Annotated in this window: 21 protein-coding genes; 13 read left to right on the forward strand and 8 right to left on the reverse strand. The window is 65.1% G+C overall.

The features are described from left to right. Positions 1–70: 70 nt before the first annotated feature. Genes dapD through HMPREF2924_RS30120 form a run of 3 tightly spaced genes read right to left on the reverse strand, consistent with a single transcriptional unit; the run spans position 71 to position 2,118 of the window. On the reverse strand, positions 71–1,105 hold the full coding sequence (gene dapD / locus HMPREF2924_RS30110; RefSeq protein ID WP_003092431.1) for a 2,3,4,5-tetrahydropyridine-2,6-dicarboxylate N-succinyltransferase: 1,035 nt from the start codon (positions 1,103–1,105) through the stop codon (positions 71–73). A 29-nt stretch (positions 1,106–1,134) separates the two neighbouring features. Beyond that, the gene (locus HMPREF2924_RS30115; RefSeq protein ID WP_003092427.1) at positions 1,135–1,758 is read right to left on the reverse strand and encodes a LysE family translocator; all 624 of its coding nucleotides are present in this window, start codon (positions 1,756–1,758) and stop codon (positions 1,135–1,137) included. 12 nt (positions 1,759–1,770) lie between these two features. Beyond that, entirely contained in the window at positions 1,771–2,118 is a 348-nt protein-coding gene (locus HMPREF2924_RS30120; RefSeq protein WP_003129929.1) for an ArsC family reductase, read from the reverse strand. Between the two features lie 302 nt (positions 2,119–2,420). Between HMPREF2924_RS30120 and HMPREF2924_RS30125 the strand changes: the two genes are divergently transcribed. After that, the gene (locus HMPREF2924_RS30125; protein WP_003129930.1) at positions 2,421–2,774 is read left to right on the forward strand and encodes a YkgJ family cysteine cluster protein; all 354 of its coding nucleotides are present in this window, start codon (positions 2,421–2,423) and stop codon (positions 2,772–2,774) included. Between the two features lie 14 nt (positions 2,775–2,788). Here the strand turns inward: HMPREF2924_RS30125 and HMPREF2924_RS30130 are convergent, their stop codons facing one another. Beyond that, entirely contained in the window at positions 2,789–3,082 is a 294-nt protein-coding gene (locus HMPREF2924_RS30130; RefSeq protein WP_003109342.1) for a hypothetical protein, read from the reverse strand. A gap of 321 nt (positions 3,083–3,403) precedes the next feature. After that, positions 3,404–3,763, reverse strand: coding sequence for a hypothetical protein (locus tag HMPREF2924_RS30135; protein ID WP_003092416.1), 360 nt, complete (start codon positions 3,761–3,763; stop codon positions 3,404–3,406). A gap of 237 nt (positions 3,764–4,000) precedes the next feature. Here HMPREF2924_RS30135 and HMPREF2924_RS30140 point away from each other — a divergent pair, with 237 nt between their 5' ends. Beyond that, a complete protein-coding gene (locus tag HMPREF2924_RS30140) occupies positions 4,001–5,746 on the forward strand; it encodes a Na+/H+ antiporter (RefSeq protein ID WP_003109341.1) in 1,746 nt (581 codons plus the stop codon). A 50-nt stretch (positions 5,747–5,796) separates the two neighbouring features. On the opposite strand, the gene dapC is transcribed toward HMPREF2924_RS30140, so the two are convergent. From dapC to map, 3 genes are all read right to left on the reverse strand, one after another. Next, positions 5,797–7,005, reverse strand: a complete 1,209-nt coding sequence (gene dapC, locus HMPREF2924_RS30145) for a succinyldiaminopimelate transaminase (protein WP_023094559.1) — start codon at positions 7,003–7,005, stop codon at positions 5,797–5,799. Positions 7,006–7,022: 17 nt separating this feature from the next. Next, positions 7,023–9,725 carry a [protein-PII] uridylyltransferase gene (locus HMPREF2924_RS30150; RefSeq protein ID WP_003113862.1) on the reverse strand — a complete coding sequence of 901 codons (2,703 nt, stop codon included), beginning with the start codon at positions 9,723–9,725 and terminating at the stop codon, positions 7,023–7,025. 166 nt (positions 9,726–9,891) lie between these two features. Beyond that, the gene (gene map, locus HMPREF2924_RS30155) at positions 9,892–10,677 is read right to left on the reverse strand and encodes a type I methionyl aminopeptidase (RefSeq protein WP_003092395.1); all 786 of its coding nucleotides are present in this window, start codon (positions 10,675–10,677) and stop codon (positions 9,892–9,894) included. Positions 10,678–10,941: 264 nt separating this feature from the next. Between map and rpsB the strand changes: the two genes are divergently transcribed. The 11 genes from rpsB (at position 10,942) to lpxD (ending at position 22,378) form a co-directional block, all read left to right on the forward strand. Then, entirely contained in the window at positions 10,942–11,682 is a 741-nt protein-coding gene (gene rpsB, locus HMPREF2924_RS30160) for a 30S ribosomal protein S2 (protein ID WP_003092394.1), read from the forward strand. 130 nt (positions 11,683–11,812) lie between these two features. Next, positions 11,813–12,682, forward strand: a complete 870-nt coding sequence (gene tsf / locus HMPREF2924_RS30165; protein ID WP_003092393.1) for a translation elongation factor Ts — start codon at positions 11,813–11,815, stop codon at positions 12,680–12,682. Positions 12,683–12,880: 198 nt separating this feature from the next. Next, entirely contained in the window at positions 12,881–13,618 is a 738-nt protein-coding gene (gene pyrH, locus HMPREF2924_RS30170) for a UMP kinase (protein ID WP_003092391.1), read from the forward strand. 2 nt (positions 13,619–13,620) lie between these two features. After that, positions 13,621–14,178: a ribosome recycling factor gene (gene frr, locus HMPREF2924_RS30175; RefSeq protein WP_003092390.1), complete on the forward strand. Its 558-nt coding sequence runs from the start codon at positions 13,621–13,623 to the stop codon at positions 14,176–14,178. Between the two features lie 15 nt (positions 14,179–14,193). Further along, positions 14,194–14,949 carry a polyprenyl diphosphate synthase gene (uppS, locus tag HMPREF2924_RS30180; protein ID WP_003129937.1) on the forward strand — a complete coding sequence of 252 codons (756 nt, stop codon included), beginning with the start codon at positions 14,194–14,196 and terminating at the stop codon, positions 14,947–14,949. Beyond that, on the forward strand, positions 14,943–15,758 hold the full coding sequence (gene cdsA / locus HMPREF2924_RS30185; RefSeq protein ID WP_003129939.1) for a phosphatidate cytidylyltransferase: 816 nt from the start codon (positions 14,943–14,945) through the stop codon (positions 15,756–15,758). The genes uppS and cdsA overlap by 7 nt, the downstream gene beginning before the upstream one ends. Next, positions 15,755–16,945, forward strand: a complete 1,191-nt coding sequence (gene ispC / locus HMPREF2924_RS30190) for a 1-deoxy-D-xylulose-5-phosphate reductoisomerase (RefSeq protein ID WP_003109337.1) — start codon at positions 15,755–15,757, stop codon at positions 16,943–16,945. The genes cdsA and ispC overlap by 4 nt, the downstream gene beginning before the upstream one ends. Positions 16,946–16,970: 25 nt before the next feature. Then, complete coding sequence (rseP, locus tag HMPREF2924_RS30195) at positions 16,971–18,323, forward strand: sigma E protease regulator RseP (RefSeq protein WP_003129940.1); 1,353 nt, start codon at positions 16,971–16,973, stop codon at positions 18,321–18,323. A gap of 70 nt (positions 18,324–18,393) precedes the next feature. Further along, entirely contained in the window at positions 18,394–20,760 is a 2,367-nt protein-coding gene (bamA, locus tag HMPREF2924_RS30200) for an outer membrane protein assembly factor BamA (protein WP_003129941.1), read from the forward strand. Between the two features lie 50 nt (positions 20,761–20,810). Further along, the gene (locus HMPREF2924_RS30205; protein WP_003098586.1) at positions 20,811–21,317 is read left to right on the forward strand and encodes an OmpH/Skp family outer membrane protein; all 507 of its coding nucleotides are present in this window, start codon (positions 20,811–20,813) and stop codon (positions 21,315–21,317) included. Then, the gene (gene lpxD / locus HMPREF2924_RS30210) at positions 21,317–22,378 is read left to right on the forward strand and encodes a UDP-3-O-(3-hydroxymyristoyl)glucosamine N-acyltransferase (protein WP_003117487.1); all 1,062 of its coding nucleotides are present in this window, start codon (positions 21,317–21,319) and stop codon (positions 22,376–22,378) included. The genes HMPREF2924_RS30205 and lpxD overlap by 1 nt, the downstream gene beginning before the upstream one ends. The last annotated feature ends 42 nt before the right edge of the window (positions 22,379–22,420 follow it).

Below are 22,420 nucleotides of genomic sequence, written 5' to 3' on the forward strand. Positions count from 1 at the left end.
ACAGGGGAAAGGGTAGCGCACCCGGCGGCGCTGGCGAGCGCCGTCGGGCGAGCGGGGAGGCGAGCTGGGCTCAGTTGTGCGCGTGCAGCGCTTCGTTCAGCTCGATGGCGGTCTTGTTGGTCTTGCACTCCACCGCACCGTTCTGCGAGTTGCGGCGGAACAGCAGGTCGGGCTGACCGGCCAGGTCGCGGGCCTTGACCACTTTCACCAGAGCGTTCTGCTCGTCGAGCAGGGCGACCTTGGTGCCGGCGGTGATGTACAGGCCGGCCTCGACGATGTTGCGATCGCCCAGCGGGATTCCGATGCCGGCGTTGGCGCCGATCAGGCAGCCTTCGCCGACGCTGATGACGATGTTGCCGCCACCGGAAAGGGTGCCCATGGTCGAGCAGCCGCCGCCCAGGTCCGACCCCTTGCCGACGAACACGCCGGCGGATACGCGGCCTTCGATCATGCCCGGGCCTTCGGTGCCGGCGTTGAAGTTGACGAAACCTTCGTGCATCACCGTGGTGCCTTCACCGATGTAGGCGCCCAGGCGCACGCGGGCGGTGTCGGCGATGCGTACGCCGGCCGGGACCACGTAGTCGGTCATCTTTGGGAACTTGTCGACGGAGAAGACTTCCAGCAGCTTGCCCTTCAGTCGCGCTTCCAGTTGCAGTTCGGCCAGTTCGGCCAGGTCCACCGCGCCGATGTTGGTCCAGGCCACGTTCGGCAGGAGCGGGAAGATGCCGCTCAGGTTCACAGCGTGCGGTTTGACCAGGCGGTGGGAGAGCAGGTGCAGCTTGAGGTAGGCCTCCGGGGTGGAGGACGGCGCGGCGTCTTCCGCCAACAGGGTGGCGACCAGCGGCTTCTGGCTTTCCGCCAGGCGCGAGAGCAGGGCCGACTGAGCGGCGTCGATACCCTTCAGGGCGTCGGCCAGCTGGTAGGCCTGCTGCGAAGTGAAGGTCAGCGCCTGGTTGCCGGCTGCGTAGCCAAGGATCGGTGCGACGGCAGCGACGATTTCGCTCGAAGGCTTGAGCAGCGGCAGCGCGTAGAACACTTCCAGCCAGGCTTCCTGGCGGTTCTGGGTGCCGACGCCGAAGGCCAGGCTGAACAGGGATTGCGACATGTGGGTTTCCTCGAAACGGAGTGGAACGGTCAGGCCGGACGGCGGCTGAGCAGCAGGCCCAGCCCCGCGCTGCCGAGCAGCGCGGCGCAACCGCGGTTGAACAGACGCCGGGCCCGCTGGCCGGCGAGCAGCCGGCCGAGGTGGAGCCCGGCATAGGAATAAAGAGCGATGGCCAGCCATTCGAGCAGCAGGAATGCCGCGCCGAGCTGGGCGAACTGGGCGCCCAGCGGTTGGCCGGGATCGACGAACTGCGGCAGGAAGGCGGTGAAGATCAGGATCGCTTTCGGGTTGCCCGCCGCCACCAGGAACTCCTGGCGCCCCAGGCGCCAGAGGCTGGGACGCGCCGGGCTGGCTTCGTTCGCCAGTGGCTGCGCATCGGCCCGCCACAATTGCAGCGCAAGCCACAATAGGTAGGCAGCGCCGAGCAGCTTGATCGCCAGGAACAGCCAGGCCGAGGTGTGCAGCACCAGCGCCAGCCCGGAGGCGGCCAGGGCGAGCATGCCGGCGAATGCCAGCAGGCGCCCGCCGCCGGCCAGCGAGGCGGTGGCGAAACCGTGCCGCGCGGCGTTGTTCAGCGACAGCAGGTTGTTCGGCCCCGGCGCCAGGTTGAGGGCGAAGCAGGCGGGTACGAACAGGGCCCAGGCGATGCTCATGCGGCCTCCCGTTCAGGCCAGCGCGGCGGCGTAGGCGTCGGGCTTGAAGCCGACCAGCGTCCTGCTGCCCAGTTCCAGCACCGGGCGCTTGATCATCGACGGCTGGGCCAGCATCAGCTCGATCGCCTTGGCTTCGTCGAGATCGGCCTTCTGCGCTTCGTCGAGCTTGCGGAAGGTAGTGCCGGCGCGGTTGAGGACGGTCTGCCAGTCGTGCTCCGCGCACCAGCGCTGCAGGTGTTCGCGGTCGATGCCGACGGCCTTGTAGTCGTGGAAGTCGTAGGCGACCTTGTGCTCGTCGAGCCAGGTCCGAGCCTTCTTCATGGTGTCGCAGGCTTTGATGCCGTAGAGAACGTAGGTCATTGCTTCTCCCGAGGCCCGGGTCTTCCCGGGCCCTGCCGATAGGTCGCCGAAAGGTGATCGCCGGATTATGCCACGTCGTTCCGCCCCTGTGCGGTCTCGGGGCTACCGCGCTCGGGAGCGGCGTGACGGCAGATAGCCGTGGACGGGCGGGCGGACAGGGAGCCGGGCTGTTTCCCTGGCCGGGAACGGAGAGAGCGCAGGTTGAACAGGTCGATTCGGCTCGCTGGAGAGCATCCTTACCGGTACTTTCGGAATGCTCCGGTCCGCGCTGTACAATCCTTCCCCCGCCGAGGAGATTTCCCATGAGTTGCATCGGTCGCCAGATAGACCAATTACGCCTGCAGATACCGGGCTTCGCCTGCAAACCCGGCTGCCACGATTGCTGCGGGCCGGTTACCGCCTCGTCGGAAGAGATGGCCCGCCTGCCGCTGAAGAGCGAGGCCGAACACGACGCCGCCCTGGCCGAGTGGAACTGCGTCCATCTCGGACCGAACGGCTGCGAGGCCTATGAGGAACGTCCGCTGATCTGCCGGCTGTTCGGCACCACGCCGAACCTGCCCTGCCCGGAGGGACAGGGGCCCGAAGTGCCGGTGGCGGAGCAGGTGGAGCGACAGGTGCATGCGCTGATCGCCAGCACTCGCCAGGTGCTGGTGTAGCGGCCTGCCCGCCGCTAGGTTTCCGCGCTCTCGGTGGCGCGGGACTGCAGGGCCGGTTCGAAGGCTGGTTCGGGCGGCGTTTCCTCTAGGGGCATCGGCTCGTCCGCAGAGAGTTTCTGGAGAACCGCGGCGATCCGCTCGATGCTCTCTTCGAGCTCGAGCACCCGGTTGACCATGTACAGGATCATCTCCGGCGAACTCAGGTGCGCCAGCCGCATGGTCGCCTGCAAGTCGTCGTGGCGGTTGTCCCGGTCGGCCATCAGTGTTTCCGCCAGGCTCTTCAGCAACAGCATCTCGGCGCGCCTCATGGGCCGCTGCTCCGCGATTCCGCGGTAGGGGAAAAAGCTCGTTCCATCTCGCGACCTACCCGAAACGACTACATCCAAAGGTGTAATTCTACATTGCCATCACTTCGATCGTCGGACAATAGCCGCGTTCCAGACGCCTTGCACAGGTGACGAACGGGACTCGAAGCGGCCTGGTCTGCATGGCCGGGTGATGGGCGAGTTCCTTGATGCGGGGCGGCGGCTGTTTGGCGCAGGACAAAAAAAGCCCCGCCGGGTAGGCGAGGCTCAGGGGGAGAACAGCGTGCGGGGGCTCGCTGTCCGGGATGAATCGTCGTGGTGCGCTTAGCCGCAGGGCTGCTGCGGACCGCCGGTCATGCTCTCGACGCTGTCCAGCACGGCATGGCCCTTGCCGACCTTCTGCACGTCGTCGACGTCGCGCATGATGCTGCCGCCGTCGCTCATCTGGTTGCGGGTCTTGATCAGGTTGGTGGTGATGTCCAGCAGGCTGCGACCGGTAGCGATCAGGTCATTGGTGGCGCTGGGGGTGCAAGGGGTGTTGGCGGAGGCTACCTGGGCCTGGCCGGGTTGCCCGGGCTGGGTGGTGCGGTAGCCCTGGGTCAGTGCGTTCTGCTGGAGGCAGCCGGAGGTGGCGGCGAACATCGAGGCGAGCAGCAGTGCGGAAGTAAGTCCCTTGCTTGTCATGGCGGCATTCCTTTGTCTGAGTGGGCGCTGCACCCCGTACTCCTTCGGGGCGTCGTCCTGGCCGACGCTACGGCGGGCCTGGACTGAAGGGGAGTGTAGGAGCGTCTCGCACCGCTATGAAATAGCTCGGATGTACTAGTGCGGGAACCTTGGCCGGGCGCCCCGGTCGTCGCCGCGGAGGGGGCGGACGCGCGGGGTAGAGCGGCGGGGCTAGGAAAGACCGTACGGATTGTGCGAATGTCGGATAGCTGCCTACCGATCGCGATGGTGCAATCGGCGCAGTCGCATCGTCCAGGGACGAAGCCGGAGATCCCCGCCCTCATGCAAACCGTGTACACCGTTCTGACCCTGCTGCTGGTCGTCGGCGCCACCCGCCTGGCCGCCCAGTTGCTGCCCTTGCCGCTACCGCTGATCCAGATCGCCGCCGGGGCCCTGCTGGCCTTGCCGTCCCTCGGGCTGCACATTGCCCTCGACCCGGAGCTGTTCCTCTTCCTGTTCATTCCGCCGCTGCTGTTCGTCGATGGCTGGCGCATTCCCAAGCGGGAAGTCTGGCGGATGCGCTGGCCGATCCTGATGATGGCGTTCGGCCTGGTGTTCTTCACCGTGGTCGGCGCCGGCTATTTCATCCATCTGCTGATCCCGGAAATTCCCCTGGCGGCTTCCTTCGCCCTCGCCGCCGTGCTGTCGCCCACGGACGCCCTGGCGGTCTCGGCGATCACCCAGGGGCGGCTGCCCAAGCGCCTGATGCACCTGCTGGAGGGCGAGGCGCTGATGAACGATGCCTCTGGCCTGGTGGCATTCAAGTTCGCCATCGCCGCGGCGATGACCGGCGTGTTCTCGCTGGTGGACGCCAGCCTCAACTTCCTCCTGGTCGCGGTCGGCGGCCTGGCCATCGGGGTGTTCCTCAGCTGGTCGCTGGGCCGCATCCGCGCCTGGATGATCTCCCGTGGCTGGGACGACCCGGCGACCCACGTGGTACTGATGCTGTTGCTGCCGTTCGCCTCCTATATGGTGGCGGAACACCTGGGCGTCTCCGGGATTCTCTCGGCGGTGGCGGCCGGCATGATGCAGAGCTGGGTCGACCTGCTGCCGCGGCAGACTTCCACGCGCCTGCTCAACCGCAGCGTCTGGTCGATGCTGGAGTTCGCCTTCAACGGCGTGGTGTTCCTGCTGCTCGGCCTGCAGTTGCCGGACATCATGAAGTCGGTGGCCAACCACCACGGCGACCTGCTCTGGCGTTCCTCGCTGCTGCTGGCCTACGTGGCGGCGATCACCGCCGTGCTGATGCTGATCCGCTACGGCTGGGTCTATGGCTACTGGAAGCTGTCGCTGCGCATCGATCGCTGGCGCGGCAAGAGCCCGCCCGGGCTGAGCGGCATCTCCCTGCGCCGTCTCTCCGCCCTCAGTGCATTGAGCGGCGTGCGTGGTGCGGTGACCCTGGCGGCGGTGCTGTCGGTACCGATGAGCCTGATGGATGGCAGCGCCTTCCCGCAGCGCGACCTGATCATCTTCATCGCCACCAGCGTGATCCTGATTTCCCTGATCGGCGCGACCATCGGCCTGCCGCTGCTGCTGCGCGGACTGCCGGCGAGCAACAATGGCGCCCACGAGCGCGAGCGGCGCGAGGCCTGGCGCAAGACCGCGGAGGCGGCGATCCGGGCCCTGGAGAGCGAGGAACTGCCGCAGGTGGAAGGCAACGATGCGGCGAATACTTCGCGGGTCGCCGAGGCGCGTGCGCAGATCATGGCCGAATACCGCCAGTCGCTGGATACCGCACCGACCACCGATGAGGCCCGCGACCAGGCCCAGGCCCTGGAGATCGCCGACAAGGCCTTGCGCCTGAAGGCGTTGCGCGCGCAGCGCCTGGAACTGTACCGGCAGCGGCGTAACAACGAGATCGACGACGAGACCCTGGGCGATATCCTGCGCGAGCTGGACCAGCAGGAAAGCTGGCTGACCAATCGCTTCGCCCGCTGGGTGTGAACGAAAAAGGGATAGCCGCGGCGATCCCTTTTCGTTTCTCCGCGCAGGCTTCAGCGCGCCCGCAGGTAGTCGCGGATGCGCTCGGCGGCTTCGACGCACTCGGCCAGCGGTGCCACCAGGGCCATGCGCACGCGGTTGGCGCCGGGGTTTTCGCCGTCCACCTCGCGCGACAGGTAGGAACCCGGCACCACCGTCACGTGCTGCTGCTCGAACAGTTCGCGGGTGAATACGGTGTCGTCCACCGGGGTGCGTGCCCACAGGTAGAAACTGCCGTCCGGGCGCTGTACGTCGAGCACGCCATCGAGGATCGCCAGCACGGCGTCGAATTTCTCGCGGTAGAGGCTGCGGTTGGCGCGCACATGGACCTCGTCGTTCCAGGCGGCGATGCTCGCCAACTGGGTCTGCACCGGCATGGCGCAGCCGTGGTAGGTGCGGTAGAGGAGGAATTTCTTCAGGATCTCCGCGTCGCCGGCGACGAAGCCCGAGCGCAGGCCGGGCAGGTTGGAGCGCTTGGACAGGCTGTGGAACACCACGCAGCGGCTGAAGTCCGTGCGGCCCAGCTCGGCGCAAGCGTTGAGCAGGCCGGGCGGCGGGGCGTTTTCGTCGAAGTAGAGTTCGCTGTAGCACTCGTCGGCGGCGATCATGAAGTCGTAGCGGTCGGCCAGGGCGATCAGCTTCTTCAGGGTCTCCAGTGGTACCAGGGCCCCGGTGGGGTTGCCCGGCGAGCAGAGGAAGAGAATCTGGCAGCGCTGCCAGGTCGCCTCGTCGACCGCGTCGAAATCGGGGTTGAAGCCGTTTTCCTCGCGGCAGGGCAGGTAGTGCGGCACGGCTCCGGCGAGCAGCGCCGCGCCTTCGTAGATCTGGTAGAACGGGTTCGGGCTGACCACCAGGCCGGGCGCCTCGCCGGGCTCGCTGCGGCGGACCACGGTCTGGGTGAAGGCGAACAGCGCCTCGCGGGTACCGTTCACCGGCAGTACGTGGCGCGCCGCATCCAGCCAGCCGGCCGGTACCGAGAAGCGCTGCTCGCACCAGCGCGCGATGGCTTCGCGCAGGGCCGGCAGGCCGAGGGTGGTCGGGTAGACCGCGAGCTGGTCCAGGTTCTCCGCCAGGGTTTCGGCGACGAAGCTCGGCGAGCGGTGCTTGGGCTCGCCGATGGACAGTGCGATCGGCTTCAGCGTCGCGGGCGGCCGGGCGCCGCCGAGCAGGGCGCGGAGCTTCTCGAAGGGGTAGGGCTGGAGGTTGTCGAGTGCGGTATTCATGGCGTTGGCAAGGCTTCTCAGAAGTTTATCCGGGTAGGCAGGGTGTCCCGTCCGTTGTCTTGTGACAGCTGCTCGACCAGGGCGGCCTGCAGGCGTTTGCACAGGTCGGGGTCGGCGAGCGGCTGGTTGCGCGCATCGGTGATGTAGAAGACGTCCTCCACGCGCTCGCCGAGGGTGGCGATCTTGGCGTTCTGCACCGACAGGTCGAAATCCAGGAAGATGCCGCCGATCCGCGCCAGCAGGCCGGGGCGGTCGGGGGCGATGACTTCGAGCACCGAGACCTGGCGCAGCGCGTCGGTGGAGATGGTCACCTGCGGGGCGAAGGCGAAGTGCTTGAGCTGGCGCGGCACCCGGCGCTGGATGATGGTCGGGTAGTCGTCGGGGTTCTTCAGCGCGTCGATAAGCCCCTCGCGGATCTCGGCGATGCGCTCCGGGTTGTTGCCGATGGAGTCGCCGTCGGCGTCGAGCACGATATAGGTATCGAGGGTGAACTGGCTGGTGGAGGTGATGATCCGCGCGTCCTGGATGCTCAGGTTGAGTTGGTCCATGGCGGCCACGGTGACCGCGAAGAAATCGTGCTGGTCGGCGGCGTAGATGAAGATCTGCGAACCGCTCTCGAACTCGCGCTGGGTGGTTTCCTTTATCAGCACCAGCGGCGTGCCGTCGTCCGGGTGCTGGAGGATCGCCTCGGTGTGCCAGGCCACGTCGCCGGCGGTGTGGCGCAGGAAGTAGTCGTCGCCGAGCTGGCTCCATAACTGCTCGGCATCGTCCTGGTCGATGCCGTTGCGTACCAGTTGGTCGAGGGCCGCGGTCTGCGTCTGGCGGATCTGCTCCTCGCGGTCCACCGGGTTCTCCAGGCCGCGGCGCAGGGCGCGCTTGGTCTCGGTGTAGAGCTGCCGGAGCAGGCTGGCGCGCCAGGAGTTCCAGAGCGTCGGGTTGGTGGCGTTGATGTCGGCCACGGTGAGCACGTACAGGTAGTCGAGGTGGGTCTGGTCGCCGACCAGTTGGGCGAAATCGAAGATCACCTGCGGGTCGGAGAGGTCCTTGCGTTGCGCGGTGGTCGACATCACCAGGTGGTTCTGCACCAGCCAGGACACCAGTTGGGTGTCCCAGAGCGGCAACTGGTGGCTCTGGCAGAAGGCCTCGGCGTCCACCGCACCGAGTTCCGAGTGGTCGCCGCCACGGCCCTTGGCGATGTCATGGTAGAGACCGGCGATGTAGATCAGTTCCGGCTTGGGCAGACGATCGATGATCTTGCTCGCCAGCGGATATTTCTCGGCCATCTCCGGCCGATTCAGCTTGCGCAGGTGCTTGATCAGGTTGAGGGTGTGGGCGTCCACCGTATAGATATGGAACAGGTCGTGCTGCATCTGCCCGATGATATGGCCGAACTCCGGCAGGTAGCGGCCGAGGATGCCGTAGCGGTTCATCCGCCGCAGGTTGCGGTGGATACCCTGGCTGCTCTTGAACAGCTCGATGAACAGGCTGGTGTTGCGGATGTCGTGGCGGAACTCGTCGTCGATCAGGTGTCGGCTGTCGCGCAGCAGGCGAATGGTGTCGGCGCGCACGCCCTTGATTTCCGGGTGCTGTGCCATCAGCACGAAGATTTCCAGGAGGGCGAACGGGGTGCGCTTGAAGACGTTCGGGTGCGTCACCTCGATGTAGCCGTCGCGCAACTGGAAGCGACTGTTCAGCGGTTGGATCTGCACCGGCTGCTCGCAGGGCAGGATGACTTCCTCGAAGTGCTGGATGATCAGGTCGTTCAGCTCGGAGATCGCCATCACCACCCGGTAGTACTTCTGCATGAAGCGTTCGACCGCCAGCTTGACGTCGTTGTCTTCGTAGCCGAACAGACGGGCGATGCTGCGCTGGTGATCGAACAGCAGGCGATCCTCGGCGCGCCCGGCGAGCATGTGCAGGGCATAGCGGACCCGCCAGAGGAACTCCTGGCTGGAAGCCAGCATGCTGCACTCGCTTTCCACCAGGAAGCCTTCGCGCACCAGGGCGTGCAGGTTGAGGCTGCCGAACTGGCGGCGGGCCATCCAGAGGATGGTCTGGATGTCGCGCAGGCCGCCGGGGGAGCCCTTGACGTTGGGCTCGAGGTTGTACTCGGTGTCGTTGTACTTGGCGTGGCGGCGCTGCTGTTCGTGGCGTTTGGCCAGGAAGAACTCCTTGCTCGGCCACATGTGCGCGCTGCCGGTAACCTGCAGCATGCGCTGGCGCAGGCTGTCAGGGCCGCAGATGGTGCGGCACTCCATGAGGGTGGTGATCACCGTCAGGTCGGCGCGTGCTTCCTCCGCGCACTGCTGCACCGAGCGCACGCTCTGGCCGACTTCCAGGCCGATGTCCCAGAGCAGGGTGAGGAAGCCTTCGATCGGTTCGCGGAAGCTCTCCTGGTCCTCGCTGTCGAGGAGGATCAGCAGGTCGACGTCGGAGTAGGGGTGGAGTTCGCCGCGGCCGTAGCCGCCCACGGCGACCAGGGCGATGTCGGCGTCGTCTCCCCAGTCGAAGCGCTGCCAGGCCTGTTGCAGGATCTGGTCGACGCACCAGGCGCGATCTTCGATCAGGCGGCGGATGTCGCGGCCGCTGTTGAAACGGTTGTCGAGCACTTCGCGGAATTGCCGGATGGCCTTCTTGAAGGCGGCGATCGGGCTGGACTTCAAGGCCAGTTCCGCCTGGAACTGCCCGCGATCGAACAATTCGGGATCCACCTGCGGCATGCGGCCTTCCTTTATCTGCTAGCGGTTGGGTTCGATACGCGAGTGCCCCGTCTTGGTGCGTTTTTGCGCTGTATTGGTGCGCGCGCTGCGCCGAATCGGGGCGTCGGCCCCGCCCGAATGGGGCGGGGCGTCGAGGCGCACGGCTGGCAGCAAAAGCCGGGCCGGATCAGGCGGCCGAGGTGCGCGGGAAGGTTTCGTCGTTGCGCAGGGTGAGGATCTCGTAGCCATCGGCGGTGACCAGCACGGTGTGCTCCCATTGCGCGGACAGCTTGCGGTCCTTGGTGATCGCGGTCCAGCCGTCGCCGAGCAGGCGGGTCTCCGGGCGGCCCTGGTTGATCATCGGCTCGATGGTGAAGATCATGCCTTCCTTCAGCTCGATGCCGGTACCCGCACGACCGTAGTGGAGGACCTGCGGCTCCTCGTGGAACACCTTGCCGATGCCATGGCCGCAGTATTCGCGGACCACCGAGAAGCCGTTCTTTTCCGCGTGCTTCTGGATGATTTCGCCGATATCGCCCAGGTGCGCGCCCGGACGCACCACGGAAATGCCCTTGTACATGCATTCCTGGGTGATCTGGCAGAGGCGGTCGGCCCATTCCGGGGTCTTGCCGACCAGGAACATCTTGCTGGTGTCGCCGTGGTAGCCGTCCTTGATGACGGTGATGTCGACGTTGAGGATGTCGCCTTCCTTCAGCGGCTTCTCGTTGGGGATGCCATGGCAGACCACATGGTTGATCGAGGTGCAGATCGACTTGGGAAAGCCCTTGTAGTTCAGCGGGGCGGGAATCGCCTTCTGCTCGTTGACGATATAGTCGTGGCAGATGCGATCCAGCTCCTCGGTGGTCACGCCGGGCTTGATGTGTTCGCCGATCATTTCCAGCACTTCGGCGGCCAGGCGGCCGGCGATGCGCATCTTCTCGATATCGTCGGGCGTCTTGATGGTGACGGTCATGCGAATTCTCTTCGGGCGTGCAAGCACGCATGAATAATAAGGAATACGCGATTCTAGCAGACCTGACCGACCGATCTACTCCCGCCCGGCCATCCGCGGCGGGTTTCACTGCGTCCACGGTTATGGTATAAAGCGCCCCGCTCCGAGGCTGCGGCCTTTTCCGGAGCACAAACCCACACATGCATCGACACGATGGCCTGGGTGCCCGCAAGGGTTGGTCATTGGGATGCGTGGAGGCCTAACCCGACTTATCGAGGAACTATCATGTCCCAAGTCAACATGCGCGATATGCTGAAGGCCGGTGTGCACTTCGGCCACCAGACCCGTTACTGGAACCCGAAAATGGGCAAGTTCATTTTCGGCGCGCGCAACAAGATCCATATCATCAACCTCGAAAAGACCCTGCCGATGTTCAACGAGGCCCTGACCTTCGTTGAGCGCCTGGCCGCTGGCAAGAACAAGATCCTGTTCGTCGGCACCAAGCGTTCCGCCGGCAAGATCGTTCGCGAGGAAGCCGCTCGTTGCGGCATGCCGTACGTCGACCATCGCTGGCTGGGCGGCATGCTCACCAACTACAAGACCATCCGTCAGTCGATCAAGCGCCTGCGCGACCTGGAAACCCAGTCCCAGGACGGCACCTTCGACAAGCTGACCAAGAAAGAAGCCCTGATGCGCAGTCGTGACCTCGAGAAGCTCGAGCGCAGCCTGGGCGGCATCAAGGACATGGGCGGCCTGCCGGACGCTCTGTTCGTGATCGACGTCGACCACGAGCGCATCGCCATCACCGAAGCCAACAAGCTGGGCATCCCGGTCATCGGCGTTGTCGATACCAACAGCAGCCCGGAAGGCGTCGACTATGTAATTCCCGGTAACGATGATGCCATCCGCGCCGTGCAACTCTACCTGAACTCGATGGCCGAAGCGGTAATCCGCGGCAAGCAGGGCGCTGCCACCAGCGCCGACGAGTTCGTCGAGGAAGCGCCGGCCGAATCCGCCGAAGGCTGATTCCGGGACGTTCAGACGTCCGACGGTGCGCAGGAAGGGGGCTAGGCCCCCTTTTTGCCACCTTTGAGTTTCTGCCCGGCAGGCCGGGCACAAAGGTTTTTTGAGAGCTACCACTCAAGAGGATTTCGAAATGGCAGAAATTACTGCAGCCATGGTTAAAGAACTGCGCGAGCGTACCGGCTTGGGCATGATGGAGTGCAAGAAGGCGCTGACCGCCGCTGGCGGCGACATCGAGAAGGCCATCGACGACATGCGCGCTGCCGGTGCGATCAAGGCTGCCAAGAAGGCCGGCAACATTGCCGCCGAAGGCTCGATCGCCGTCAAGATCGCTGCCGACAACAAGGCCGCCGTGATCATCGAAGTCAACTCCCAGACCGACTTCCTGGCCCTCCAGGACGACTTCAAGGGCTTCGTCGCCGAGAGCCTGGAAAAGGCCTTCAACGAGAAGCTGACCGACGCCGCTCCGCTGGTCGAAGCGCGTGAGGAGGCTCGTCTGGCCCTGGTCGCCAAGACCGGCGAGAACGTCAACATCCGCCGCCTGACCCGCGTCGAGGGCGACGTGGTCGGCGCCTACCTGCACGGCCACCGCATCGGTGTCGTGGTCAACCTGAAAGGCGGCAACCCGGAACTGGCCAAGGACATCGCCATGCATGTCGCCGCCAGCAACCCGCAGTTCCTGAGCGCTTCGGAAGTTTCCGAAGAAGCGATCGCGAAAGAGAAGGAAATCTTCCTGGCGCTGAACGCCGACAAGATCGCCGGCAAGCCGGAGAACATCGTCGAGAACATGGTCAAGGGCCGCATCAGCAAGTTCCTCGCCGAAGCGAGCCTGGTCGAGCAGCCTTTCGTGAAGAACCCGGAAGTGAAGGTCGGCGACCTGGCCAAGCAGGCTGGCGCCGAAATCGTTTCCTTCGTTCGTTACGAAGTGGGCGAAGGCATCGAGAAGGCCGAAGTGGACTTCGCTGCCGAAGTTGCCGCTCAAGTAGCCGCCACCAAGCAGTAACAAAGACGGTTTCGACTGTCGCCCCGGAAGAGGCTGCCCGCTGATGCGTGCGGCCTCTTCGTCAAATGGGGAAGCGTTCGGGGCAGCTTCCGCGTTGCCGGCCCGCTCGGCGGGCTCGCACGCAACGCAGGCGCAAAGTCGTCTCCGCCCACGACGGCCCGGCCGTCACGTATTTTTATCGCCGCAGGAGAAAAGGTCATGGCTCAGCAACTGAGCGCTCGTCAACCTCGCTATAAACGCATTCTTCTAAAGTTGAGCGGCGAAGCCCTGATGGGCTCGGAGGAGTTCGGCATCGATCCCAAGGTGCTGGACCGCATGGCGCTGGAAATCGGCCAGTTGGTCGGGATCGGCGTGCAGGTCGGCCTGGTCATCGGCGGCGGCAACCTGTTCCGCGGCGCGGCGCTGTCCGCGGCCGGCATGGACCGGGTGACCGGCGACCACATGGGGATGCTGGCCACCGTGATGAACGGCCTGGCGATGCGCGATGCGCTGGAGCGCTCGAACATCCCCGCGCTGGTGATGTCGGCGATCTCCATGGTCGGCGTGACCGACCACTACGACCGCCGCAAGGCCATGCGCCACCTCGGCGGTGGCGAGGTGGTGATCTTCTCCGCCGGTACCGGCAACCCGTTCTTCACCACCGACTCGGCGGCTTGCCTGCGCGCCATCGAGATCGACGCCGACGTGGTCCTTAAGGCTACCAAGGTCGATGGCGTGTACACTGCCGACCCGTTCAAGGACCCGAATGCCGAGAAGTTCGAGCGCCTGACCTATGATGAAGTGCTCGACCGCAAGCTCGGCGTGATGGACCTGACCGCCATCTGCCTGTGCCGTGACCAGAACATGCCGCTGCGGGTGTTCAACATGAACAAGCCGGGCGCATTGCTGAATATTGTTGTTGGTGGTGCCGAAGGCACCCTGATCGAGGAGGGTTGAGAATGATCAACGAGATCAAGAAGGAAGCGCAGGAGCGCATGGGCAAGACCCTGGAAGCGCTGGGCCATGCCTTCGCGAAGATTCGCACCGGTCGCGCGCATCCGAGCATCCTGGATAGCGTGATGGTTTCCTATTACGGTGCCGATACGCCGCTGCGCCAGGTCGCCAACGTCACCGTGGAAGACTCCCGCACCCTGGCCCTGGCCGTGTTCGACAAGAGCATGATCCAGGCGGTCGAGAAGGCCATCATGACCTCCGACCTGGGGCTCAACCCGGCCACCGCCGGCACCACCATCCGCGTACCGATGCCGGCCCTGACCGAGGAGACCCGCAAGGGCTACACCAAGCAGGCGCGTGCCGAGGCCGAGCAGGCGCGGGTTTCCGTGCGCAACATCCGTCGCGATGCGCTGGCCCAGTTGAAGGACCTGCAGAAGGAAAAGGAAATCAGCGAGGACGAAGAGCGCCGCGCCGGCGACGACGTGCAGAAGCTGACCGACAAGTTCATCGGTGAGATCGAGAAGGCACTGGAAGCCAAAGAAGCGGACCTCATGGCTGTCTGAGGCCGGGCTGACGTCATGGAAAAGACCCGGAAGGATGTGTGCGTGCCACGCCACGTGGCCATTATCATGGACGGTAACAATCGCTGGGCGAAGAAGCGTCTTCTGCCCGGCGTCGCCGGCCACAAGGCCGGTGTCGATGCCGTCAGGGCGGTGATCGAGGTCTGCGCCGAGGCAGGGGTCGAGGTCCTCACCCTGTTCGCGTTCTCCAGCGAGAACTGGCAGCGTCCGGCGGACGAAGTCAGCGCGCTGATGGAACTGTTTCTCGTGGCCCTGCGCCGCGAGGTGCGCAAGCTCGACGAGAACGGCATCCGCCTGCGCATCATCGGCGATCGCACGCGTTTCCATCCGGAGTTGCAGGCGGCCATGCGCGAAGCGGAAGCCGCCACTGCCAGCAATACCCGTTTCCTCCTCCAGGTCGCCGCCAACTACGGCGGCCAGTGGGACATCGTCCAGGCCGCACAGCGCCTGGCGCGCGAGGTCCAGGGCGGGCACCTGGCGGCGGACGATATCTCCGCCGAGCTGCTCCAGGGTTGCCTGGTGACCGGCGACCAGCCGCTGCCCGACCTGTGCATCCGCACCGGCGGCGAGCATCGCATCAGCAATTTCCTTCTCTGGCAGCTGGCCTACGCCGAGCTGTATTTCTCCGACCTGTTCTGGCCCGACTTCAAGCACGCGGCGATGCGGGCTGCCCTGGCGGATTTCTCCAAGCGCCAGCGCCGCTTCGGCAAGACCAGTGAGCAAGTCGAGGCCGAGGCCCGTCCGTCATGCTGAAACAACGGATCATCACGGCGCTGGTGCTCCTGCCCATCGCGCTGGGTGGTTTTTTCCTTCTCGAAGGGGCGTTCTTCGCCCTGTTCATCGGCGCGGTGGTGAGCCTGGGGGCCTGGGAATGGGCACGCCTGGCCGGCTATGAACAGCAGTTCGGCCGCGTTGCCTACGCGGCGACGGTCGCCGTACTGATGGTCGCTCTCTACCATCTGCCGCAGCTTGCCGGAGCCGTGCTGCTGCTGGCGTTGGTCTGGTGGATGCTGGCCACTGTGCTGGTGCTCACCTACCCGGAAAGCGTCGGCTACTGGGGCGGACGCTGGCGCCGCCTGGGCATGGGCCTGCTGATCCTGTTGCCGGCCTGGCAGGGGCTGGTCCTGCTCAAGCAGTGGCCGCTGGCCAATGGCCTGATCATCGCCGTGATGGTGCTGGTCTGGGGCGCGGATATCGGCGCCTACTTCTCCGGCAAGGCCTTCGGCAAGCGCAAGCTGGCGCCGCGGGTCAGCCCCGGCAAGAGCTGGGAAGGCGTTTACGGCGGCCTGGCGGCCAGCCTGGCGATCACCCTGGCGGTCGGCCTCTACCGCGGCTGGTCCCTCGGCGCGCTGCTCCTGGCCCTGCTCGGCGCGGCGCTGGTGGTGTTTGTCTCGATCGTTGGCGACCTCACCGAAAGCATGTTCAAGCGCCAGTCCGGAATCAAGGACAGCAGCAACCTGCTGCCCGGCCACGGTGGCGTGCTGGATCGCATCGACAGCCTGACGGCAGCCATCCCGGTATTCGCGGCCCTGCTCTGGGCCGCCGGCTGGGGTGCGCCATGAGTCGACCGCAGCGGATCAGCGTGCTCGGCGCGACCGGCTCGATCGGCCTGAGCACCCTGGACGTCGTCCAGCGTCATCCCGATCGTTACGAAGCCTTCGCCCTGACCGGCTTCAGCCGCCTGGCCGAACTCGAGGCGCTGTGCCTCAGGCACCGCCCCGTCTATGCGGTGGTGCCGGAGCAGGCCGCGGCGATCGCCTTGCAGGGCTCGCTCGCCGCGGCGGGTATCCGCACCCGGGTGCTGTTCGGCGAGCAGGCGTTGTGCGAAGTGGCCAGCGCGCCCGAAGTGGACATGGTAATGGCGGCCATCGTCGGCGCCGCCGGGCTGCCGTCGACCCTGGCGGCCGTCGAGGCCGGCAAGCGCGTACTGCTGGCCAACAAGGAAGCGCTGGTGATGTCCGGCGCGCTGTTCATGCAGGCGGTCAAGCGCAGCGGCGCGGTGCTCCTGCCGATCGACAGCGAGCACAACGCGATCTTCCAGTCGCTGCCGCGCAATTATGCCGATGGCCTGGAGCGGGTCGGCGTGCGCCGGATCCTCTTGACCGCCTCCGGCGGCCCGTTCCGCGAGACGCCGCTGGAGCAACTCGCTTCGGTGACGCCGGAGCAGGCTTGTGCGCACCCGAACTGGTCGATGGGGCGGAAGATTTCCGTCGATTCCGCCAGCATGATGAACAAGGGGCTCGAACTGATCGAGGCGTGCTGGCTGTTCGACGCCCAGCCGAGCCAGGTCGAGGTGGTGATCCACCCGCAGAGCGTGATCCACTCGATGGTGGACTACGTCGACGGCTCGGTGATCGCCCAGCTCGGCAATCCGGACATGCGCACGCCGATTTCCTATGCCATGGCCTGGCCGGAGCGAATCGATTCCGGCGTTTCGCCGCTGGATATGTTCGCCGTCGGTCGCCTGGATTTCCAGCGCCCCGACGAGCAGCGCTTCCCCTGCCTGCGCCTGGCGAGCCAGGCCGCGGAAACCGGCGGCAGCGCCCCGGCCATGCTGAATGCCGCGAACGAGGTGGCCGTGGCCGCATTTCTCGAGCGGCGCATCCGCTTCAGCGACATCGCGGTTATCATCGAGGACGTGCTGAACCGCGAGGCGGTGACCGCAGTCGAATCGCTCGATCAGGTCCTGGCCGCCGATCGCCGCGCCCGTTCGGTCGCCGGGCAATGGTTGACCCGACACGCCGGCTAGTCTTCGGACGGCCTGGAGGTAGGAGATGAGTGCGCTTTACATGATCGTCGGTACCCTGGTGGCCCTGGGCGTGCTGGTGACGTTCCACGAATTCGGCCACTTCTGGGTCGCGCGACGCTGCGGGGTGAAGGTCCTGCGCTTCTCCGTCGGCTTCGGCACGCCGCTGGTGCGCTGGCACGACCGGCACGGCACCGAGTTCGTGGTGGCGGCCATTCCGCTGGGCGGCTACGTCAAGATGCTCGACGAGCGCGAGGCGGAAGTACCGGCCCATCTGCTCGAACAGTCCTTCAATCGCAAGACGGTCCGTCAGCGGATCGCCATCGTCGCGGCTGGTCCCATCGCCAATTTCCTACTGGCGATTCTGTTCTTCTGGGTCGTCGCCCTGCTCGGTAGTCAGCAGGTGCGCCCGGTCATCGGTTCCGTGGCGCCGGAGAGCCTGGCCGCCCAGGCCGGCCTGGAGGCCGGGCAGGAACTGCTGGCGGTGGACGGCGAGCCCGTCACCGGCTGGAGCGGGGTCAACCTGCAGCTGGTTCGCCGTCTCGGCGAGAGCGGTACGCTGGAAGTGCGGGTGCAGGAAAAGGGCTCGAATGTCGATTCCACCCACCAGGTGCGTCTGGATGGCTGGCTGAAGGGCGAGGACAATCCCGATCCCATCGCCTCGCTGGGCATCCGGCCCTGGCGGCCGGCCTTGCCGCCGGTGCTGGCCGAACTCGACCCCAAGGGGCCGGCGCAGGCCGCCGGGCTGAAGCTCGGCGACCGTTTGCAGAGCATCGATGGCATCGCCGTCGACGACTGGCAGCAGGTGGTGGATAGCGTCCGTGCCCGTCCCGGGCAGCGCGTCCAGCTCAAGGTGCTGCGCGACGGCGAAGTGCGAAATGTTGCCCTGGAGCTGGCGGTGCGCGGCGAGGGCAAGGCCCGGAGCGGCTACATGGGGGCGGGGGTCGCCGGTACCGAATGGCCGGCGGAAATGCTCCGCGAAGTGAGCTACGGACCGCTGGAGGCGGTGGGTCAGGCGCTTTCCCGAACCTGGACCATGAGCCTGCTAACGCTCGACTCCATAAAGAAAATGTTGCTCGGCGAGCTCTCGGTAAAAAACTTGAGCGGGCCGATAACCATTGCTAAAGTGGCGGGCGCTTCAGCCCAGTCTGGCGTGGGGGATTTTCTCAATTTCCTGGCCTATCTGAGCATTAGCTTGGGGGTTCTCAACCTGCTGCCGATCCCTGTCCTCGATGGCGGGCATCTGCTGTTCTATCTGGTTGAGTGGGTGCGCGGGCGCCCATTATCCGAACGGGTACAGGCTTGGGGGATGCAGATCGGCATCAGTCTGGTCGTTGGCGTGATGTTGCTCGCTCTGGTCAACGATCTGAGTCGTCTGTAGTCATGTTGAATTCGAATCTGCCGCCCTTTGCGGCAGATTCTCTATTTGTCAGTTGGAAAAAAAGGACTCCATGAAACGCTTTCTGCTACCCGCGCTGCTGTCAGCGCTGATGATCGCCGAGGTTCACGCCGAGTCCTTCACTGTTTCCGATATCCGGGTCAATGGCCTGCAGCGCGTGTCCGCCGGTAGCGTGTTCGCCGCCCTGCCGCTGAACGTCGGCGAGACCATCGACGACCAGGCCCTGGTCCAGGCCACCCGCTCCCTGTTCAAGACCGGTTTCTTCCAGGACATCCAGCTCGGCCGCGATGGCAACGTGCTGGTAGTCACTGTAGTCGAGCGCCCGTCGATCTCCAGCATCGAGATCGAGGGCAACAAGGCGATTTCCAAGGAAGACCTGCTCAAGGGCCTGAAACAGTCCGGCCTGGCCGAGGGCGAGATCTTCCAGCGCGCCACCCTCGAAGGCGTGCGCAACGAGCTGCAACGCCAGTACGTGGCCCAGGGCCGCTACTCGGCCGAGATCAACGCGGAAGTGATCCCGCAGCCGCGCAACCGCGTCGCGCTGAAGATCAACATCAACGAAGGCACGGTCGCCGCGATTTCCCACATCAACGTGGTGGGCAACACCGTCTTCTCCGAAGAAGACCTGACCGACCTGTTCGAACTGAAGACCACCAACTGGCTGTCGTTCTTCAAGAACGACGACAAGTACGCCCGCGAAAAGCTCTCCGGCGACCTCGAGCGCCTGCGCTCCTATTACCTGGACCGCGGCTACATCAACATGGATATCGCCTCCACCCAGGTATCCATCACCCCGGACAAGAAGCACGTCTACATCACCGTCAACATCAACGAGGGTGAGAAGTACACCATCCGCGACGTGAAGCTGACCGGCGACCTGAAGGTGCCGGAAGAGGAAGTGAAGCGCCTGCTGCTGGTACAGAAGGGCCAGGTGTTCTCGCGCAAGGTGATGACCACCACCTCCGACCTGATCACCCGTCGCCTGGGCAACGAGGGCTACACCTTCGCCAACGTCAACGGCGTGCCGGAAGCCCATGACGACGACAAGACCGTCTCGGTGACCTTCGTCGTTGACCCGGGCAAGCGTGCCTACGTCAACCGCATCAACTTCCGCGGCAACACCAAGACCGAAGACGAAGTGCTGCGCCGCGAAATGCGCCAGATGGAAGGCGGCTGGGCCTCCACCTACCTGATCGACCAGTCCAAGGCCCGTCTGGAGCGCCTCGGCTACTTCAAGGAAGTCAACGTCGAGACCCCGGCGGTTCCCGGCACCGACGACCAGGTCGACGTCAACTACAGCGTCGAAGAGCAACCGTCCGGCTCGATCACCGCCAGCGTCGGCTTCGCCCAGAGCGCCGGCCTGATCCTCGGTGGCTCGATCAGCCAGAACAACTTCCTGGGTACCGGCAACAAGGTCAGCATCGGCCTGACCCGCAGCGAATACCAGACCCGCTACAACTTCGGCTTCGTCGACCCCTACTGGACCGTCGACGGCGTCAGCCTCGGCTACAACGCCTTCTATCGGAAGACCGACTACGACGAGCTCGACGTCGACGTCGCCAGCTACTCGGTGAACAGCCTGGGCGCCGGCATGAGCATCGGCTACCCGATCAGCGAGACCTCGCGCCTGACCTATGGCCTGAGCGTGCAGCGCGACCAGATCGACACCGGCCGCTACACCGTGGACGAGATCTACGACTTCCTCGACAAGGAAGGCGACAACTTCACCAACTTCAAGGCTTCCATCGGCTGGTCCGAATCGACCCTGAACAAGGGCGTGCTGGCCACCCGTGGTCACTCGCAGAGCCTGACCCTGGAAACCACCCTGCCGGGCAGCGACCTGTCGTTCTACAAGATCGACTACCGCGGGCAGGTCTTCGCCCCGCTGACCGACAACTACACCATGCGCTTCCACACCGAGTTGGGCTATGGCGACGGCTACGGATCCACCGAGCGCCTGCCGTTCTACGAGAACTACTACGCCGGCGGCTTCAACTCGGTGCGGGGCTTCAAGGACAGCACGCTGGGGCCTCGTAGTACTCCGAGCCGTGGAGAGGCGGAAGGTGGTCGACCTGGAACCGTCAGGGATCCAGACCAGGATCCCGAAGCCTTCGGTGGTAACATCCTGATCACCGGCGGCGCCGAGCTGCTGTTCCCGCTACCGTTCGTCAAGGACCAGCGCCAGTTGCGTACCGTGCTGTTCTGGGACGTGGGTAGCACCTTCGATACCGATTGCCCGACCAAGACCACTCAGAACTGCGACGGCATCAAGACCGACAACCTCGCCAGTTCCGTGGGCGTCGGCCTGACCTGGATCACCGCGCTGGGCCCGCTGAGCTTCAGCCTGGCGACGCCGATCAAGAAGCCGGACAACGCGGAAACCCAGGTCTTCCAGTTCTCCCTGGGCCAGACCTTCTGATTTGTACGTAGTACCGAGTAACGAAACCATGCTTTGTGCAGGAGTGCATCGTGCGTAAGTTCACCCAGTTCGTCCTGATCACCGCAGCCATCATGGCGGCTCCTTCGGCGTTCGCTGAAATGAAGATCGCGGTGCTCAACTACCAGATGGCGCTGCTCGAGTCCGATGCCGCCAAGCAATACGCCGTGGATGCCGAGAAGAAGTTCGGCCCCCAGCTGAACAAGCTGAAGAACCTCGAACGCGACGCCAAGGCGCTGCAGGACAAGCTGGTTTCCAACGGCAGCAAGATGTCCCAGGGCGACCGCGAGAAGGCCGAGCTGGACTTCAAGCAGAAGGCCCGTGACTTCCAGTTCCAGTCCAAGGAACTGAACGAGTCGAAGGCCGCCGCCGACCGCGACATGTTGAAGAAGCTCAAGCCGAAGCTGGACCAGGCCGTCGAGGAAACCATCAAGAAAGGCGGCTACGACATGGTCATCGAGCGTGGCGCCGTGGTCGACGTCAAGCCGCAATACGACATCACCCGCCAGGTGATCGAGCGGATGAACCAGCTGCGTTGATGATGAGCACCTTGTCCTACACCCTGGGCCAGCTGGCCGCGCATGTCGGCGCGGAACTCCGTGGCGACGCGGACCTGCCGATCCAGGGCCTGGCGACCTTGCAGGAGGCCGGACCGGCTCAGCTGAGCTTCCTGGCCAACCCGCAGTATCGCAAGTACCTGCCCGAAAGCCGTGCCGGCGCCGTCCTGCTGACGGCTGCCGACGCCGACGGGTTCGCCGGTACCGCGCTGGTGGTGGCCAACCCCTACCTGGCCTATGCCAGCCTATCGCACCTGTTCGATCGCAAGCCGAAGGCGGCCGCCGGTATCCATCCCACCGCCATCGTCGCGGCGGACGCCGAGGTCGATCCGAGCGCCAGTGTCGGCGCCTATGCGGTGATCGAGAGTGGCGCCCGCATCGGCGCTGGCGTCAGCATCGGCGCGCACTGCGTAATCGGCGCCCGTAGCGTGATCGGCGAAGGCGGCTGGCTGGCGCCGCGGGTCACGCTCTACCACGACGTCACCATCGGCGCGCGGGTGAGTATCCAGTCGGGCGCGGTGATCGGCGGCGAAGGTTTCGGTTTCGCCAACGAGAAGGGCGTCTGGCAGAAGATCGCCCAGATCGGCGGGGTGACCATCGGTGACGACGTCGAGATCGGCGCGAACACCACCATCGACCGTGGAGCACTGTCCGATACGCTGATCGGCAACGGTGTGAAGCTGGACAACCAGATCATGATCGCGCACAACGTGCAGATCGGCGATCATACCGCCATGGCCGCTTGCGTCGGCATTTCCGGCAGCGCCAAGATCGGCAGGCATTGCATGCTCGCCGGCGGCGTTGGCCTGGTCGGCCATATCGAGATCTGCGACAACGTTTTCGTGACCGGCATGACCATGGTGACCCGCTCGATCACCGAGCCGGGATCGTATTCCTCCGGTACCGCCATGCAACCGGCGGCCGAATGGAAAAAAAGCGCCGCGCGCATTCGTCAACTGGACGACATGGCGCGTCGACTTCAGCAGCTGGAAAAACGCCTGGCTGCCGTGACCTCAAGCGGTGACGCTTCATCTGATGCGTAATTGACGTTTTTTGCGTCACCCTTTTCTGAACAGGCTCCCCCT

This window comes from Pseudomonas sp. HMSC063H08 (assembly GCF_001813645.1).
In the GTDB taxonomy this organism is placed as follows: domain Bacteria; phylum Pseudomonadota; class Gammaproteobacteria; order Pseudomonadales; family Pseudomonadaceae; genus Pseudomonas; species Pseudomonas aeruginosa.